Source organism: Crocosphaera sp. XPORK-15E, from assembly GCF_034931425.1.
Lineage (GTDB): Bacteria > Cyanobacteriota > Cyanobacteriia > Cyanobacteriales > Microcystaceae > UHCC-0190.
This window is the reverse complement of sequence record NZ_JAYGHQ010000010.1, coordinates 61,718-78,796: the sequence shown is the minus strand read 5'-3', so window position 1 is coordinate 78,796 and position 17,079 is coordinate 61,718. Positions and strand designations below refer to the sequence as shown.

The following is a 17,079-nucleotide window of genomic DNA, read 5'->3' as shown; positions in this document are numbered from 1 at the left end:
AATCTCGTTACACATATTTTTCTAAAATCAGAGCTAACTTTTCCTTAGTTTCAGAAGGAATCTTATCTAAAGGAGTCAGAATGGCATATTTTAAAGCTGAATGAGCCTCGGAAATAGGCAAATTTTCACTTAAGCGTTTGACCGTTTCTAAGATGACCTTTTGAGCATTAATAACATTACGATGTAAATTATCAATAATCATTTCTACCGTAACATGATCATGCTGAGAATGCCAACAATCATAATCCGTAACTAACGCTAAGGTTGCATAAGCAATTTCTGCTTCTCTGGCTAATTTTGCCTCTGGTAAATTGGTCATCCCAATGACAGAAGCACCCCAACTGCGATATAAATTAGACTCAGCAATAGTCGAAAAGGCGGGCCCTTCCATACAAACATAAGTTCCCTCTTTATGTAAAGCAATATCCGGTAAATTTAAACTTTCTACCGCCTCAGCTAAAATGGCACTTAATTGATTACAAACCGGATGACCAAAACCAATATGAGCAACAATTCCTTCCCCAAAAAAAGTAGAAATGCGGTGACGAGTGCGATCAATAAATTGATCAGGAATTAGTAGATCTAAGGGTTTAACTTCCGCTTTAAGAGAACCCACAGCAGAAGCAGAAATGATGTATTCAACCCCTAACTGTTTCATCCCGTAAATATTAGCCCGATAAGGTAATTCTGAGGGAATTAAATGATGATTACGGCCATGACGGGCCAAAAATGCCACCGGAACCCCGGCTAATTTACCTACAATATAAGCATCAGAAGGCTTGCCAAAGGGAGTATCAAGATGAATTTCTTGGACATCTGTGAGAGCATCCATTTGATATAAACCACTACCGCCAATGATCCCAATTTTTGCCTGAGTCATAATTTACCGAGATTTCCTTGTGTTAGTTACTATTTTGACACTTTTTGTCTAAGGACGTTCCAACGCTTCTGTTAAGGATTTTCCTTTTCTAAATTTTGATAACAAAATAGCAGCTTCTGCCCTAGTAACGGGGCGTTTTGGCCCATAAATTCGGGTACTACCATATACTCGTTCAAAATTTCTGCCCCCTGCGGCATTGCCCAAGTCAAAAGCGATATATTTTAAATACTGTTCACTCATTTGTTCCACATCAGTAAACCCTTTTGTTTTACTGATATATTGGAGCAGTGTATCAGCATCACGACGATCAAACCCTTTAGAATCTAATTGACTTTTGAGGGCAATCATTTGTTCTCTGGTTAATAACTCATTCGGTTTAAAGGTTCTATCGTCAAACCCCACGACAAACCCTGCCTCATAAGCCGACTGAATATAGATAAAATAGGAATTAGAAGGTGCAACATCAGGAAAAGCGGAGGTTGTGCCGCGACTGAGGCGAATGGGCGTTTTATGTAACTGATTATAAGCTTTTACTAGCCAAGCCACAAATTGACCACGGGTAATCGGTTCTAGAGGACGAAATGTATTACTATCAGTTTCAATTACTCCTAATTGGGCCAATTGTTGAATCTCGGTAGACCCTTCAATTTCACCCACATCCGTAAACCCACTAAAAGCTAACCAAAAATTAGCCTCATTAGGTTGGGATAAATGGAGTTTGAATGGAGGAGTTTGAGCAAAAATGCCCCTTGGCAAGTTAGAACTGATCACAATAGCCATTAAGCTTAAATAACAACAAATTTGAGAAATTTTTAAGGGTTTCATTAATCTAAAATTCAACTTGAACATCTATCGTTATAACTATATATAGCACGATGCTTTAAACCGAATAAACTCGTCCTACCTTGTCACCCAAAGGCTCCCATTTAATCAAAATCGGCTCTGGCGTATCATTAATGGTGTTTAGATACTTATGAATACTAAATCTCAACTTAAGAGCGATCATTGTATGATTCCTGTGCTGAAATCCCCGAAAGATTATCAAGTCTTTCGCATTAGTCCCCAGGATACCAATCGTTTAGCCATTGTTTTTGATTCAACCATCGCCGATAATTCCTTAACTGTCTGTGTAGAGATTTTTGATCCAGGAGGAAGAACCCCCACCCATCGTCATCATTTTGCCGTAGAAATGTTTTTTATTCTCAAAGGAGAAGGTTTAGCAGTTTGTGACGGCAAAGATATTCCCCTCCATGCAGGAGATAGTTTATTAGTGCGTCCCACAGGCATTCATGAAATTAGAAATATAGGAGACAGTCGTTTATATGCCCTATGTTTTATGGTACCAAATGAAGATTTTTCCGAATTAATTCGCCGTGGGGCGGCGGAACAATTAGATGCGGAGGATTTAATTGTTTTGCAAGGAATGAACAACTAAAGAGCAACACTATTCCATTTTTAGTTTTTATTTTCCCAATTCTTGCGATCGCCGATAAGCTGCTTTGACTGCTTCGATAACTGCGGAACGAAACCCCTTTTCTTCTAACTTACCAACCCCGGCAATAGTGGTTCCCCCTGGACTGGTAACATTATCTTTAAGTTGGGCCGGATGTAACCCCGTCTCATTAATTAATTTAGCCGTGCCTAACACCGTTTGTAAGGCTAATTTAGCTGCGATCGCTCTCGGTAAACCTGCGGCTACACCTCCATCAGCTAATGCTTCGATCATCAAGGCGACAAAAGCGGGCCCCGATCCTGATAAACCTGTTACTCCATCCATCATAGACTCTGGCACTTCCACCACTTCTCCAACGGCAGTAAAGATAGAAGTAGCTAAACTGAGGTGAGACGGTTCGATGTTTTTACCTGCTGCGATCGCCGTCATGCCGGCCCCCACAGTTGCGGGAGTATTAGGCATCACACGAATCACAGGAAAACCAGGAAAAGCCGATTCTAGACGGGCTAATGTAACCCCTGCTAGAATTGATAGAATTAGGGGAGAATTGGGCTGATTTTCTAATTTTAATGAAGCCGTTACTTTATCCAATATTTGAGGTTTAATGGCTAATAATAAAGCCTCTGAAGCTGTTAAAGTTTCTTGATTATTAGCGGTAACTTGGACAGAATAAGTGTTGCTCAAAAACTCCCGTCGCTGTAGTTTCGGTTCACTCACAAGCACGGTATTAGCAGGATAAATATTAGCGGCCAAAAGGCGGGTGAGAATAGCTTCTGCCATCACTCCGCCTCCAATGATACCTAGTCTATTGACACTCATCCCGTTAAGCTCCTATCGTCGCTGTAACAGGAGATTTACGAGAATTTAACCAATCCATAGACACAAGTTTTCTAACCAGATGAACGTTATTTCTATTTATTGAACAAGACGGTTAACATCTGCTCCCCAGCCAGGACTAGGGGTTGAGGAACGGGAATAAGTAGAAGAAACATCAGGAACATCATGAACAGTACCAGAAAGGGTACTCACCTTGACACAGTTAGGAGTAAAGAGGAAAATGCTTTCTCCGATGCGTTCTTGATGACCATCGATCGCGTAGGTTCCACCCGCGACAAAATCAACGGCCCGTTGCGCTTCATCGGGTTCCATGGCGTTGAGGTTGAGAACTACTGATTTGCGTTCCCGTAGAGTTTCAATGACTTGGGGCATTTCGTCAAAAGAGTGGGGTTCAACCACGACGACTTCTGCAATACTATTGGCGATGCCGTGCATACTAATCACATTATTTTTATTGGTTCCCATGGTTGGTTCTGTGTTTAAATTAGATCCTATTGGTTGACGCCAGGGACGTTTTTCCGCTTCTTCAGCCACTGGCATCGGGGCTTGTCCTTCTGTGTCGGAGTCTAAGTTACCGTAAATTTCCTCATAGCGAGAATCATAGTCAGAATCTTCTTCTGTCTCTAATATGTCTTCGCTACCGACCCAATCTCTCAGCTTTTTCAAAATCATCTTGACAATCTCACTGGTTTGCAAAGCGTTTTCTTTTATTCAAGAAGTTAAAGGCCTTGTGGCTATTTTTAGCTTCTTATTTTAACGGGTTGAAGGGAAAAAATATATCAGAAGATTCGCTGTTTTTTCTTCCCTGGTTTTTTTTGGTACACTCGAACTGTATGACTTTCAGCAGAAAGTTAAAGGGAGTGTATCGGTTTTTGGATAACTTTCTCACCTAGTCGTTAAGGTTTAAGGTTATGTTCCCAAAAAAATTTAGAAATCTATTTTTATTTAATCAGAAATTTGCTGCCAAATTTTCATCATACCATCAGCACTACCTGCCACCAATAATTGACGTTGTTCGTCAAAGGCCAAAGAAAGAATCGCTGTGTGACGGGGTTGATACGGATCACCCATGGTTAAAGCGGCGATCGCCTCTCGACGGGAAGGATGCCAAATTTTTAAATAACCATCAGCCCCACCACTAAACAAAATCTGTTCTTGTTCACTAAATAATAAAGCCTTCACCTGGCCAGTATGAGCATTAAGAACCCTTACGGGTTGTAAAGGACGACCCGCGCCAAAACGGGATGGATCAAGTTGCCAAATTTTAATACTGCCATCGACACAACCAGCAGCTAAGGTTTGGCCGTCCTTACTAATAGCCAAAGATTCTACAGAAGATACATTTCCAGCCAAAAAGCCAATTTGTTCCCCATTCTCTAACTGCCAGAGAGTCACTCGGCCATCCCCTCCCGCACTGACAATTAAGCTTTGGGGAGCATAAACCGCTAAGGCATAAATGGCCCCCAACGGATCATAGGAACTACAGTGCATTTGGCCCCTAGGCAGTTCCCACTGTTTAACGGTTTGGTCATAACTGCCACTGACTAACAACAGAGGTTGAGCAGAAAGAGCGAGAGAATGAACTGACCCCGTATGCTGGGTTAAGGTCGTATCTAAGTCCAGGGTAAAGGCTTCTTGATCAAATAACCACAATTTGATGGTTTGATCAAAGCTTCCTGTAGCAATATGATATCTGTTCCCGTCATCACCGATAAATACTACAGCGAGTAACCCTTGAGAATGGGCTGTGACTTGACTTTTGAGGGTTCCCTCATTTAGATCCCAGATGCGAAGGGTTTGATCCCAGCTACCACTGGCCAACCATTTTCCATCAGAACTCAGGGAGAGGGAGGCCACAGCATCACTATGCTCCGTTAAAGTGTAAAGACAGTGCCACTCAGGAATGATGGGAGCAGGAGAAACTTCACGGGTGGGAGCAACAATGGGTAATTTGGTGGAAGATTGGAGAAAATCCAGACTCGCCGCAGGTTGTGGAGGGGGTTCAGGACTTTCGCCGTCAGTTTCGACAGGCTCAACTACCGTTTCGACAGGCTCAACTACCGAGTCAGTATTCGACTGGGCCAAATCACCGAAGTCGGAACGGTTAGGGGTTGGTTGGGTTTCCTTTGGGGGAATTTCTAATTGAGTGATCAGATCTCGCATTTCCTGAGTCAACCTACCGTAGTATTTTTCCAGTTGTTCTATACGTTCTGGTAGTCCTTGGCTATTGAGATATTGAACCACACCATTAAGGGATTGTTCAATGCTAATTAAATTATCTTTAAGTCTGGCGATCGCTCTACTATCCGTATCTCTAGCGGTGGTTGGTGGAGGGGTGGGGGTTGGTTGGGGAATTGTCGTTATTAATTCTTCAATCTGTTGGAATAGGTGTTGTAGTTGTTTTTTTGTTGAGGCCAGTCCTTTGCGGTTGAGATATTGCGATCGCAGTCGGTTGAGACTGTTCAAAATTAACGCTAAGGTGACAAAGATTAGGGGAAAAAGGAAATTATCAACAGCGATCGCACCAAATAAACTAATCACTGCCGCACCGAGGGCGACAAATTCCGCAATCTCTAACCAGTGAAATTGTTTAGCATTCATAGTCCTAACATAAATCTGGCGATCGAAAAATAAATTAACACACCGATCACATCGACGGCGGTGGTAATAAAGGGGGCTGACATCAGGGCCGGATCGAGGCCCAAAGCCCGAAACAGGAAGGGTAATGCTGAACCGGCCACCGAGGCCAAAATAGCGATCGCCACTAAACTAATGCCTACGGAAATGGAGACTAACCAATTGCCTTGTAAGCCATAGGCCCAAACTGTTGCTAATGACCCTAGAATTAAGCCTAATAAGGCTCCGGCCCCTAATTCTCGTAGGACAACTTGCCCCGGCCCAAGATCTCGCATATCATCCGTATTTAGCCCCCGAATGACGACGGTAGAAGACTGGGCCCCCACATTACCTCCTGTTCCTGTTAGGAGAGGGATAAACGCTGTTAAAATAGCCATTTGCTCTAATAAACCCACTTGAGATTTAATAATAGTTCCCGTAACGGTATTGGTGAGCAGTAAAATTAATAACCAGACAACCCGTTTACGGGCTACGGTAAATAAATCAGTTTGAAAATAGTTATCCCCATCAGACTGTACCCCTCCCAAGGCATAAATATCTTCGGTGGCTTCTTCTTGCAAAATATCAATCACATCATCCACTGTGACTACTCCTACCAGTCGTTGTTCCCGATCAACAACGGGAACCGCTAATAAATCGTAACGTTGAATAATCCTTGCTACTTCTTCTTGATCGTCGTCCGTATTGACATAGACGAGATCGCGGGTCATAATCTCTCCCAAGGTGGTTTCTGGGGACGATAACACCAAATCTTTCAAAGAGACGATGCCACTAAGATGTCGAGAACTATCGGTGACATAGAGATAATAAATGATTTCTGAGGTGGTGGATAAGGTGCGAATTCTTTCTAAGGTTTGGCCCACGGTAAAGGTTTCTTTGAGGGAGATATACTCTGGGGTCATAATACGCCCCGCCGTATCCTCTTCGTAGCCTAATAATAAGGCGGTAGTTTGTCGTTCTTCGGGACTTAGTTGTTCGAGTAAGCGACGCACTACCTTAGCGGGTAATTCATCAAACAGACGGGCCCGATCATCAGGGGACATCTGATCAACGATTTCTCGCACTTCTTGTTGTTTAAAATGTTCAATCAATGCTTGTTGAACCGTAGACTCTAAATATTCATAAACGGCGATCGCTTCTTCTTTGACTAAGAGACGAAAGGCGATGACTTGCATGGACTGGGGTAGTGCTTCGATGGCCTCAGCAATGTCTACGGGTTGCACCGGAACTAAAAGGGCCTTGGCCCCTTCTAGGTTTCCCTGTTCTAATAATAGCTGCAATTGGTCACGCACCAATTGACGTAACTCACTGCGAGAATTTGATTGAATTGCTTTTACCTTCTCATTCAAGTTCTACCTTCCCTCTTTCCGGTCATTTTTATGGTAAACGGAACTTGATATTGATATTAGCAAACCTTACTCCTTTTTTTGAGGACTTTTCTCAGGCGATCGCTATGGAAGGTTACTCCTCATTTCTGAGCTATTTTTTGAGATAATTGAGCAGCATCTGGGTTCGTTAGTCTTTTTGCCTCCAACTTTCGGTAGTGGTAAATATGTAGTGAAAAATAAACTTATCTAATAGTTAATAACTTTATTTTTAAGCTTTTTTATCTTATTTACTTTTTTTGCTATTTAGTTCTATAATTAAATAGACATCTCCATTGTAATCATTATCTCCGTTTGTCTCGACTAACTCCTCTATTATTTTCTCACATCTCATTCCTGATTGCTGTATTAACTAAATGACTGATTTTATTTATACTTATCCCCCATTAATTCCTGGCATTCTTCGGAAACGCTATAAGCGATTTTTAGCAGATATTGAATTAGAATCTGGGGAAATAATTACAGCCCATTGTGCAAATACTGGCCCCATGATCGGGGTTTGCCAATTAGATAGTCCTGTTTATGTTTCTGAGAGTAATAACCCCCAAAGAAAATTAGCTTATACTTGGGAAATGATCGAACTTGATGGAACTTGGATCGGTATTAATACCGCTTTACCAAATCGAGTTATTAAACAAGTTTTAGAACAACAAAAATTACCCCCCTTGGCAGAGAAATATACAAAAGTTCGTTCAGAAGTTCCCTATGGAGTTAATAAAAAAAGCAGAATTGATTTTGTTTTAACTGGTGAATCTGAAGAATTACCCATTTATTTAGAAGTTAAAAATACTACCTTAGCAAAAGACAAAATTGCTTTTTTTCCTGATACAGTTACGACTCGCGGACAGAAACATTTACAAGAATTAATGGACTTATTACCTAATGCTAAACCGATGATGTTATATTTTATTAATCGGGGAGATTGTGACAAGTTTTCCCCTGGAGATGAATGGGATAAAACTTATGGGGAACTATTTAAAGAAGCAGTTAATAAAGGGGTAGAAATATTACCTTGTCGCTTTGAAATATCACCCGAAGGAATTCGTTATTTAGGGTTAGCAGAATTAGTCATTTAGAATTAACCATAGTATATTTAGGGTTCAAGTCTGTTTTTAACTGAGATCTTGCACCATTATCCCAAAGTCCAAAAAACCCGATTTTTAGAGGCAGGAAACCCTATAAATTGGTTGTTGTTTAGGAAAAAATCGGGTTTTTAATATCAGGTGCAAGATCTCAGTTTAATATTAATTCACCCCAATGGATGACCCAGATGAGTGAGGTTTTGTCTGCAAAATCCCCTTAAGTTTAAAGTAGGCGCAGTGTGAATGAGGAGAAAATCACCCTAACCCCATACTTACCCCCCATGAAAGTTATTCCCTCAATATTCATCACCCTCAGCGTTATTCTCATCAGTCCTAACGCTGTTGCTCAAGTTGCTCGTTCGGATGATTTCAACGCTTTAGCTAACACTTCCAGTGGTGATTTAACAGGTATAGAATCCAGAAGTGCTGCTGATTGGCCTTGGGCCGTTGGGGGCGAATATTCTGAACCTCAAGAATCCTTACCCTTAGATTCTACCACCCTCAATTTAGATCTCTATGAGACAAAACTTGAGAATCTTAATAATACTTATGAACCCCTTGACCGTCAATTAGGAGATGTTGAACGCCCTACCAGTCGCTTTCCTTTTGCTCAATTCTGAAATTTTCCTCACAAATACAAAAAACTGTCCTACTATATCAGGGCGGTTTTTTTTGTTAAATAGGATTTCTATTCCCCACCTCACCCCTCTTTATTCCGACTCGCCAAATTAATGCGATCGCTTAACTCCGATAATTGTTGAGAAAGATCCCAATCTTTTTGTTGTAATTGTGATATTTTGTCACAACTATATAACACAGTTGTATGATCTTTTCCACCAAATTCTACCCCAACTCTCGGTAAACTTAAATCCGTATGTTGACGCATCAAATACATTCCAATTTGTCGCGCTAAACTAATCTCTCTCCGACGTGAACTTCCTTTTAAATCTTCCACTGATAAATGAAAGTTTTCTGCAACAATTTTGATGATTATTTCAGGAGATGCAGTAATTTGTTCCATCGGAGGATTTAAAACAGGGGCAATATTTTCCACCGTCATTGATAGTCCAGAAATAGAAATATAGGTCATTGTGCGAATTAATGCCCCTTCTAATTCCCGAATATTTGAAGTATAATTAGTCGCAATATATTCAATAACTGGACGAGGAAGACGAATATTTTCATACTCTGCTTTTTTCTGAAGAATTGCCATCCGAGTTTCCAAGTCTGGTACTTGAATATCCGCAATTAAACCCATAGAAAATCGAGACACTAATCTATCTTGTAAACTGGGAATTCTTTTGGGAGGACGATCAGACGCAATCACAACCTGTTTACCCGCTTCATGTAAAGTATTAAAGGTGTGAAAAAATTCCTCTTGAGTGAATTCTTTCCCTTCAATAAATTGAATATCATCCACTAAAAGAATATCTGCCGTGCGATAATGTTCTCTAAATCCTTCCATATTATCTTGACGAATAGAAGCAATTAAATCATTAGTAAATTGTTCTGTCGAAACATAAAAAACATTAGCATTCGGGTATAATTCAAGACGATAATCTGCAATAGCTTGCATTAAATGAGTTTTCCCTAATCCAACTCCTCCACACAAAAATAAAGGATTAAACTCTCTCCCTGGTGACTCTGCAACCGCTAAAGAAGCTGCATGAGCCATGCGATTTGTTGGGCCAACCACAAACCGAGAAAAAGTATAACGAGGATTTAATTTACTCAATTTAGGAGATTCTGTAGGCATTGTTTGATGGGTTGAATTGAGTAATTGAGATGATTCTTTTTCCCCAACAATTGCCATATTTTGAGTTTGAGAAGTCGTTAATTTAATTTCCACTGGATATCCCATCACCTTCTCGACTTCCTCAGCAATTAATCCTTGATAAGTTTTTTGTAAATGATTAAGAACAAAAGCATTTTCTACCTGAATAATTAAACAATTATCCTGCCAATCTTTTACCGTTGCAGACGCGATCCAAGTTTCAAAAGCAGGAGCAGTTAATCGTAACTTAAGACGATCAATAACTTGATTCCAAATAGATTGAGGAGAAATAGTCATTATCTAGAATGTGTTTTTTGTAGGGGTAATTCATGAATTATTCCTACAGATGGGGTCTATGGGTGATAGGTTAGGCTTAAGGGATAATCGCTCACGAAGCTATATCAGTGTAGCGGGATTTGTCCCAAAATAGGAAAAAAAGTCATAATAAATTAAGTGAGTGTTGAGATTGAAGAAAGTCTATGATTAAACCTTCCTTAGAGATTGCTACATTAGGAAATCCAATTTTACGACAATTGGCCGAACCCGTTACCAATGTCACCGATAAACAGCTACAACAGTTTATTAACGCACTCTTAAGCATGGCAAAAGAAGCGAATGGGGTAGGGATCGCGGCCCCTCAAGTTTCTCATTCCTATCGCCTATTTATCGTCTGTTCCCATCCTAACCCCCGTTATCCTGATGCACCTTTGATGGAACCCATTGTCATGATTAACCCTCGTTTAATCTCCCATTCTGAGGAAATGGTCAAAGGTTGGGAAGGATGTTTGAGTGTTCCAGGAGTCAGGGGTTTAGTTCCTCGTTATCAGGCGATCGCAGTCGAATATTTAGACCAACAGGGCCAGCAACATCATCAAGAATTCACCAATTTTGTCGCCAGAATTTTCCAGCATGAACTCGATCATCTTGATGGTATCCTATTCATTGATCGGGTTGCCAATTCTGAAGATTTAGTAAACATTTGATGACTTATAATCGGATCATTCGTTTTTCTGACACTGATGCCGCAGGGGTAGTTTATTTTGCTTCTCTCTTATCCATTTGTCATGAAGCCTATGAAAACGCCTTAGAAACGGCAGGAATTGACCTTAAAACCTTTTTTCAGAATATAGATGTAGCTGTTCCCATTGTCCATGCTGAGATTGACTTTTATCAACCCTTATTTTGTGGCGATCGCTTACAAATTTCCCTGATTCCAACCCAATTAAATGATACAGAATTTGAGATCGCCTATGAAATCTTAAACCCCTCAAAATCCGATCTCTGTGTGGCCAAAGCAAAGACAAAGCACGTCTCGATCAACCCCCTCATCCGCAAACGCACCCCTCTAACATCTTCCCTAATTCAGTGGTTGCAAACAACAGAATAGAGCTTTTTTAGAAAAACTTTCGGATCTTAGTTGCAAGAATAGTCCTAGTTAGCATTATAAATAGAAACGAATAGACTTATCTCACCAGGAGTAACGAGCTTGAAAAAAGTAGAGGCGATTATCCGACCCTTTAAATTAGACGAAGTTAAAATCGCTTTAGTCAATGCGGGAATTGTCGGGATGACGGTTTCTGAAGTGCGAGGGTTTGGACGACAAAAAGGACAAACGGAACGTTATCGGGGTTCAGAATACACAGTTGAGTTTCTGCAAAAGCTGAAAGTCGAAATTGTGGTCCAAGATAATCAAGTGGAGATGGTGATCGAAAAACTGATTACTGCTGCGCGTACAGGGGAAATTGGAGACGGGAAAATCTTTGTCTCTCCCGTTGACCGAATTATCCGTATTCGTACCGGAGAAAACGATCTCGAAGCGATTTAACAGTTTTTGGGGACAAAGGATTTCCTAAGTCCCCATTCCCGTCAATTATGGTTAATTATCTCTAATGTCGGGGTGAAGACCCCCGTTACACGGATGTTAGCGGTGGGATGAAACCCCGACCAACAAACAAAAGGAGAGTGCATCCGTCGCTACATTGCCTTAGCAATTAGCGGTGGGAGTGTCAATCTTTTAATGCTGGTTCGATGGGTTCTAAGGGCCGGGTTTCTACAGCAGTTTCGAGGAAAGTGTGATAAAACCATCCGCCTAAAACAGCACCGATAATAGGAGCTAACCAAAATAACCACAATTGGGCGATAATTTCCCCATTGCCACAAAATAACGCAACCCCTGTACTTCTGGCCGGGTTGACTGAGGTATTAGTTACAGGAATACTAATTAAGTGAATTAGGGTTAAACCTAAGCCAATAGCAGCAGGGCCAAAACCACCAGAAGCAAGGCGATCAGTTGCTCCCATAATAATTACCAAAAACATAAAAGTCATGATAATTTCGGTAATGAGAGCAGCTAATAAACTGTAACCCCCTGGCGAATGGGTACCATAACCATTGGTGGCTAAAGGATTTGAACCACTTAAGTCTAACGCACCATTACCACTGGCAATCAGCAAAAGTACGCCCCCGGCGAGAATTGCCCCTAGGACTTGTGCCACAATATAGGGGAGCAAATCGGAGCCATTAAAGCGTTTTCCGGCCAATAACCCAAAGGAAACCGCAGGGTTAAAATGACCCCCAGAAATATGCCCAACCGCATAGGCCATGGTTAATACGGTTAATCCAAAGGCAAGGGCAACCCCTAAAAATCCTAATCCGAGGGGGTTCGTTTCTCCTCCAAAGTTAGCCGCTAGGACAGCACTACCGCAACCCCCTAGCACTAACCAGAAAGTCCCGAAAAATTCAGCGATGTATTTTTTCATTTTTAGTTTGTTTTAACGCAATTTTTAGTCACAGAGACTGTATGTCCACAAAATAAAGTTTAAACGATCAATTTGTCAAGAACACTTTAGTTTGGGATTAGAATAATTGGTGCAACTGTGGTAACAAAGTCTCAAATGCTTGACCCCGATGACTAACTTTTTGTTTCATTTCGGGGGTCATTTGGGCGAAAGTTTGTTGATATTGGGGAACATAAAAAATTGGATCATAACCAAAACCTCCTATTCCTTGGGGGGTTTTGAGAATTTCTCCGGCACAAATTCCTTCGGTTTGTAGAGCTATTATGCCATCAGGACTGGCGATCGCAATGGCACAAACAAACCTGGCCTGTCGATTTTTATTATTACCTAATTCCTTTAATAACCGTTCAATTCTCTCTTGATCGCTGTTAGCATAACGGGCAGAATAAAGTCCTGGTGCGCCATTCAGCGCATCGACTGCTAATCCTGAATCATCGGCGATCGCCCATTCTCCCAATGCTGTGGCCACTTGAGACGCTTTTAAGGCAGCATTTTCGAGAAAGGTTGTCCCGGTTTCTTCAATTTCGAGTTCTTTGGGTTTAAGATGTAATTCCCAAGGTAAGTCCGTTAAATAATCTTGTATTTCCTGCAATTTTCCAGGGTTACTGGTGGCTACAATTAATTTTTTCATAGTTTTGTTTTCCTTAATAAAATTTACCCTAGAAGAAACCAAAAAAGTCGCTTTATGTTTGTGTAAACATAGTCAAAATTACCCTTTCTGTGATGGCTCTCATAGTAAATTATCCCATGAGTGAGGGAACTTTTAACCACTATTTTACTTCTCTTTTTCAGGAGGTTTCCTGCTCATCGTAGGGACACTCTTGTCACTAAAAATCCCGAAACACCTCTGATGATTAATTTCAAAAGTCGTTTTAATGACAATTTTGTTGACAGCATCAGAGGTTTTTTATGACTTATTATCATATTGTTTCTAGGGGTAATTCATGAATTATACTAAATCCGGTTATTATAGTTTCTCCCTAGAAAAAGACAGACTGAAGTCTGATACTATACAAACAAAGCCTCCCTTCGGAGACTAAATTTAACCCGCGTAGGCGGGTTTTGTTTATATAGCTAAACCCTTAAGGGTTTGAGTTTATATTAAGCAGCTTTAGGCTTAAAAAATGTCACCTTACCACTATAAGCTTGAGTTAAATAGTTTTCTTTTAACACAAATTGCCGTTTTCCTGCTGCAATTATTTCCTTATTCAATAAAATTAAATCATCAAAATGAGTAATAGACTCTCCTAAATCATGATTAACGACTAAGACAATTTTTCCCTTAGCAACTAACTCCCGAAAAATACTAAATAAAATGCTTTCCGTCTTTTGATCTACCCCAACAAACGGTTCATCAAATAAGAAAATTTCTGCATCTTGGGCCAAAGATCTCGCTAAAAATACCCGTTGTTGTTGTCCCCCCGAAAGTTCCCCAATGGGACGTTTAATAAAAGCGTCCATATCCACCCGTTGCAACGCTTCTAACCCCATACGACGACTATAAACAGAAAACCGTCGAAACCAACCCGTTTGACGCACCCTTCCCATCATTACTACATCCCAAACCGTCGCAGGATAGGTCCAGTCAATTTGCGATCGCTGGGGAACATAGGCCACCTTCTCTAATTGTGACGCAAAGGGCTGCTCCTGATAAGTCACCCTTCCCTGAGTCACCGGAATTAACCCTAACATCCCTTTCATTAAGGTACTTTTCCCCGCACCATTGGGGCCAATAATACCCGTTAACCGTCCTGGTTGTACAGTGACATTAATATCCCGTAACGCTTCTAAATTACGGTAATAAACCCCTAAATTACTGATGGTAATTCCCCGATTTTGCATCTGTGTGACCCCAGATAATTAAATCTTGCTATCCCTAGCATACCCCAAAAATGAGATAATTATGAAAACAATTATGAGATGATTATGAATTTTCCTCAGATCGCGGTGAAACTATTACAGCAGAAGACGTTTAACCTTTCTACCATTATCTTGCTTGGTAGTATTTTTGTATTTATAGGGATAACAGGATGTGAGGTAAAAAAATCCCAAGAAACAGGAGAAACCGCCAAACCAAAAGTTGTTTCTACCAGTACCATTATTGCTGATTTAGTGGAACAAATTGCCAAAAAAGAGGTTGATCATCAAGGAATTTTGAAACCAGGGGCCGATCCTCATGTTTATGAACCTGTTCCTAGTGATAGTGTAGCATTTGAAGAAGCTGATGTAATTTTTTATAACGGTTACAATTTAGAACCAGGGTTAATTAAACTGATGAATGCTGCGGGAATTAAGGCGAAAAAAATCGCTGTAGGGGAAGCAGTTAAGCCATTAGATTTTAATTATAAAGGACAAAAAGCCCCCGATCCTCATGTTTGGGGAGATGCCAAAAATGGAATTATAATGGTTAATCAAATTCGAGATGAACTAATTAAAATTTCTCCTGAAGATGAATCTACTTTTAAACAAAATGCTGCTATATTAAATGCCAATTTACAACGCTTAGACAGTTGGATCAAACAAGAAATTACGACAATTCCTGACAATAAAAGAAACTTAGTAACTACCCATGATGCCTTTCAATATTACACAAAAGCCTATGGTTTAACCATGACAGGTACATTAATTGGCATTAGTACGGAAGAACAACCAAGCGCACAAACCGTTAAAAATTTAGCCGAAGTTATCAAAAAAACTAAAGTTCCTGCTATTTTTGCAGAGACGACAATTAATCCTACCTTAATTAAAACCGTTGCTGAAGAAGCAGGGGTAAAATTAGCCCCTAAACCCTTATATTCTGACTCCATTGGTGCGCCAGGAACTGAGGGTGATAGTTACATTAAAATGTTAGTGGCTAATACTAATAGTATTGTAGAAGCATTAGGAGGAAAAGCTGGAGAGTTTAAAACCAATTAAGTATTTAAAATAGCATAACTTTAAATACTTTAATTAAAGATAAATGAAAAAATAAATAAATAATTCTCAGGTAATTCTCAGGGAATTCTCATATTAAAAGTCAGAAAAATTCTTTGATTTTTTCGATCATTTTTTCCGTAACTCATGAGGAAGACGCTGAAGGGAATAATAGCAAGCAAACATAAAATAACAACTTGCTAAATACAATACTTTAGGAGAAAATCATGCTAGTTACCAACAATAATTTACTCTCTAACCTCAATGTTAACGATATGATTGATCGAACCAAAACAGTCGGGGGAAATGGTGGGAGTGCTTTCGTTACTCAAGCAAATGAAACACAACAACATAGTATTCAATGGATCTCTGTTTATGCTGAGAAAAAAATTATCCGTGGTCTGAAAATTTGGTATGACGGCGGCGATCATAGTCGGGTTGATGATCCCCTAACTTTGGGAACCCCTGCGGGTAAAGAAACACGCTTCCGTCTTGGCGGTAAACCGATTGATTTTTGTACCCTTTATTATAGTGATTTCCGAGGAGGAAGACTAGGGGGAATTATATTACGCTTAAATGACGGTTCCACCTTACAAGCAGGAGATCTTAATGGTCGTGCAACGACTTTATCCTTGGGAGAATATGGAATCAGAAACACTGTTTTAGTGGGTTTATTTGGTCGTAAAGGGAAGGATATTGATCAACTAGGGTTGATTGTAAAAAATGATATAACTCAATTAAATATTGAGCATATTGACTATAATTTAGTCCCCACCAGTGAAACCAATTTAAAGGTAGAAGCCTTAGATTTTATTCGGATTGATAATCAATCTGATATCTCACAAACTAGCTCAATTACTCATACTCGTTCAGTGAATGCTAGTAATAATTGGTCTCATAATGTTGGGGCAAAAGTTGGGGTATCAACTAGCATTAAAACAGGGATTCCCTTTATTGCGGAAGGAAAGGTTGATGTATCTCTTGAAGCTTCCTATAATTACACTTGGGGGGGAACCTTAGAAACATCAGATTCTTTTGAATATACAGCAACGGCGACTGTACCACCTCATAGTGAAATTGAGGCTCAAGTATTAGTTACACAAACTAAGTTTGATTTAACCTACACAGCACAAGCTTCAGCAACCTGGGCCAATGGAATGACCATGAGTGGTGTGATTCACGGAACCTATGAAGGTATTCATTCCCATGACGTTCAAATCGATTATTCCATCCCCAAAACACACTCATCTCAAAAGCGAGTTGCTCCTCTTGATGCTTCCTTAGAGTTTAGTCAGATCGCCGCTTAAGCATCTTCTTAAA

The 17,079-nt window shown here is 40.3% G+C and carries 19 protein-coding genes; 9 read left to right on the top strand and 10 right to left on the bottom strand.

Annotated elements, in window-relative coordinates:
* Window positions 1-7 precede the first annotated feature (7 nt).
* Window positions 8-880, bottom strand: a complete 873-nt coding sequence (locus tag VB691_RS12595) for an S-methyl-5'-thioadenosine phosphorylase (protein WP_323291848.1) — start codon at window positions 878-880, stop codon at window positions 8-10.
* Between the two features lie 48 nt (window positions 881-928).
* On the bottom strand, window positions 929-1,705 hold the full coding sequence (locus VB691_RS12590; RefSeq protein WP_323291847.1) for an S-layer homology domain-containing protein: 777 nt from the start codon (window positions 1,703-1,705) through the stop codon (window positions 929-931).
* A 148-nt stretch (window positions 1,706-1,853) separates the two neighbouring features.
* On the opposite strand from VB691_RS12590, the gene VB691_RS12585 reads away from it, so the two are divergent.
* Complete coding sequence (locus VB691_RS12585; RefSeq protein WP_323291846.1) at window positions 1,854-2,315, top strand: cupin domain-containing protein; 462 nt, start codon at window positions 1,854-1,856, stop codon at window positions 2,313-2,315.
* A gap of 27 nt (window positions 2,316-2,342) precedes the next feature.
* Here VB691_RS12585 and proC read toward each other — a convergent pair whose 3' ends face one another.
* The 4 genes from proC to mgtE form a co-directional block, all read right to left on the bottom strand.
* Window positions 2,343-3,152, bottom strand: a complete 810-nt coding sequence (gene proC / locus VB691_RS12580) for a pyrroline-5-carboxylate reductase (protein WP_323291845.1) — start codon at window positions 3,150-3,152, stop codon at window positions 2,343-2,345.
* Between the two features lie 96 nt (window positions 3,153-3,248).
* Window positions 3,249-3,842, bottom strand: a complete 594-nt coding sequence (locus VB691_RS12575; RefSeq protein WP_323291844.1) for a cell division protein SepF — start codon at window positions 3,840-3,842, stop codon at window positions 3,249-3,251.
* Between the two features lie 273 nt (window positions 3,843-4,115).
* Window positions 4,116-5,771 carry a WD40 repeat domain-containing protein gene (locus tag VB691_RS12570; protein WP_323291843.1) on the bottom strand — a complete coding sequence of 552 codons (1,656 nt, stop codon included), beginning with the start codon at window positions 5,769-5,771 and terminating at the stop codon, window positions 4,116-4,118.
* Window positions 5,768-7,156 (bottom strand): magnesium transporter, encoded by a 1,389-nt coding sequence (mgtE, locus tag VB691_RS12565; RefSeq protein ID WP_323291842.1) that lies wholly within the window; start codon window positions 7,154-7,156, stop codon window positions 5,768-5,770. The genes VB691_RS12570 and mgtE overlap by 4 nt, the downstream gene beginning before the upstream one ends.
* A gap of 392 nt (window positions 7,157-7,548) precedes the next feature.
* Here mgtE and sfsA point away from each other — a divergent pair, with 392 nt between their 5' ends.
* Both sfsA and VB691_RS12555 read left to right on the top strand, forming a co-directional pair.
* On the top strand, window positions 7,549-8,268 hold the full coding sequence (gene sfsA, locus VB691_RS12560) for a DNA/RNA nuclease SfsA (protein WP_323291841.1): 720 nt from the start codon (window positions 7,549-7,551) through the stop codon (window positions 8,266-8,268).
* A 287-nt stretch (window positions 8,269-8,555) separates the two neighbouring features.
* Entirely contained in the window at window positions 8,556-8,894 is a 339-nt protein-coding gene (locus VB691_RS12555; RefSeq protein WP_323291840.1) for a hypothetical protein, read from the top strand.
* An 80-nt stretch (window positions 8,895-8,974) separates the two neighbouring features.
* On the opposite strand, the gene dnaA is transcribed toward VB691_RS12555, so the two are convergent.
* On the bottom strand, window positions 8,975-10,345 hold the full coding sequence (gene dnaA, locus VB691_RS12550; protein ID WP_323291839.1) for a chromosomal replication initiator protein DnaA: 1,371 nt from the start codon (window positions 10,343-10,345) through the stop codon (window positions 8,975-8,977).
* Between the two features lie 182 nt (window positions 10,346-10,527).
* On the opposite strand from dnaA, the gene def reads away from it, so the two are divergent.
* From def to VB691_RS12535, 3 genes are all read left to right on the top strand, one after another.
* Window positions 10,528-11,031, top strand: coding sequence for a peptide deformylase (gene def / locus VB691_RS12545; protein ID WP_323291838.1), 504 nt, complete (start codon window positions 10,528-10,530; stop codon window positions 11,029-11,031).
* Window positions 11,031-11,435, top strand: coding sequence for a thioesterase family protein (locus VB691_RS12540; RefSeq protein WP_323291837.1), 405 nt, complete (start codon window positions 11,031-11,033; stop codon window positions 11,433-11,435). Before def ends, VB691_RS12540 begins: the two co-directional genes overlap by 1 nt.
* A 99-nt stretch (window positions 11,436-11,534) precedes the next feature.
* Window positions 11,535-11,873: a P-II family nitrogen regulator gene (locus VB691_RS12535; RefSeq protein WP_323291836.1), complete on the top strand. Its 339-nt coding sequence runs from the start codon at window positions 11,535-11,537 to the stop codon at window positions 11,871-11,873.
* Window positions 11,874-12,054: 181 nt separating this feature from the next.
* On the opposite strand, the gene aqpZ is transcribed toward VB691_RS12535, so the two are convergent.
* Together aqpZ and rdgB are read right to left on the bottom strand one after the other, a co-directional pair.
* Window positions 12,055-12,807: an aquaporin Z gene (gene aqpZ, locus VB691_RS12530; protein WP_323291835.1), complete on the bottom strand. Its 753-nt coding sequence runs from the start codon at window positions 12,805-12,807 to the stop codon at window positions 12,055-12,057.
* A 97-nt stretch (window positions 12,808-12,904) separates the two neighbouring features.
* The gene (gene rdgB, locus VB691_RS12525; RefSeq protein ID WP_323291834.1) at window positions 12,905-13,477 is read right to left on the bottom strand and encodes an RdgB/HAM1 family non-canonical purine NTP pyrophosphatase; all 573 of its coding nucleotides are present in this window, start codon (window positions 13,475-13,477) and stop codon (window positions 12,905-12,907) included.
* Between rdgB and VB691_RS12520 the strand changes: the two genes are divergently transcribed.
* Entirely contained in the window at window positions 13,455-13,601 is a 147-nt protein-coding gene (locus tag VB691_RS12520; protein ID WP_323291833.1) for a CDGSH iron-sulfur domain-containing protein, read from the top strand. The two genes, rdgB and VB691_RS12520, sit on opposite strands and share 23 nt — an antisense overlap.
* Window positions 13,602-13,947: 346 nt before the next feature.
* On the opposite strand, the gene VB691_RS12515 is transcribed toward VB691_RS12520, so the two are convergent.
* Window positions 13,948-14,688, bottom strand: a complete 741-nt coding sequence (locus VB691_RS12515) for a metal ABC transporter ATP-binding protein (RefSeq protein WP_323291832.1) — start codon at window positions 14,686-14,688, stop codon at window positions 13,948-13,950.
* 84 nt (window positions 14,689-14,772) lie between these two features.
* Here VB691_RS12515 and VB691_RS12510 point away from each other — a divergent pair, with 84 nt between their 5' ends.
* Both VB691_RS12510 and VB691_RS12505 read left to right on the top strand, forming a co-directional pair.
* Entirely contained in the window at window positions 14,773-15,762 is a 990-nt protein-coding gene (locus VB691_RS12510) for a metal ABC transporter solute-binding protein, Zn/Mn family (RefSeq protein ID WP_323291831.1), read from the top strand.
* Window positions 15,763-15,986: 224 nt separating this feature from the next.
* Window positions 15,987-17,066, top strand: a complete 1,080-nt coding sequence (locus VB691_RS12505) for an ETX/MTX2 family pore-forming toxin (protein ID WP_323291830.1) — start codon at window positions 15,987-15,989, stop codon at window positions 17,064-17,066.
* The last annotated feature ends 13 nt before the right edge of the window (window positions 17,067-17,079 follow it).